Origin of the sequence: Alloalcanivorax mobilis (assembly GCF_002864685.1) — a bacterium.
Taxonomy (GTDB): domain Bacteria; phylum Pseudomonadota; class Gammaproteobacteria; order Pseudomonadales; family Alcanivoracaceae; genus Alloalcanivorax; species Alloalcanivorax mobilis.
The window spans coordinates 1-359 of record NZ_NMQZ01000089.1 but is presented as its reverse complement, the minus strand read 5'-3'; the positions used below and the strand labels follow the sequence as shown (position 1 = coordinate 359).

Annotated in this window: 1 pseudogene; it reads left to right on the top strand. The window is 61.6% G+C overall.

Going from position 1 to position 359, the window contains the following annotated elements:
* Positions 1–341, top strand: a pseudogene (locus tag CGS25_RS18875) (long-chain-acyl-CoA synthetase); the annotation flags it as partial.
* Between the last annotated feature and the right edge of the window lie 18 nt (positions 342–359).

Sequence of the window (359 nt, the reverse complement as noted above, 5' to 3'; positions counted from 1 at the left end):
CGGTGGTCTACGGTGTGGAAATCCCCAACACCAACGGCCGCGCCGGCATGGCCGAGCTGCGCCTTAACGTTGCGCCGGAGCAACTCGACAGCAAAGGCCTGTGCGCCCACCTGAAAACCGAGCTGCCGCCCTACGCGATCCCGGTGTTCCTGCGCATCACCGACCACGGCATGGAAACCACCGGCACCTTCAAGCACCAGAAAAACAAGCTCAAGGAACAGAAGTACGATCTCAACCAGGTCTCCGACCCGGTGTACGTGCTGCTGCCCGGCGAAGACTGCTACCAGCGCCTGACCCCGGACATCCAGAACGGCATCGACGGCGGTCAGTACCGGTTCTGATCGGTACGTTGGCATTTT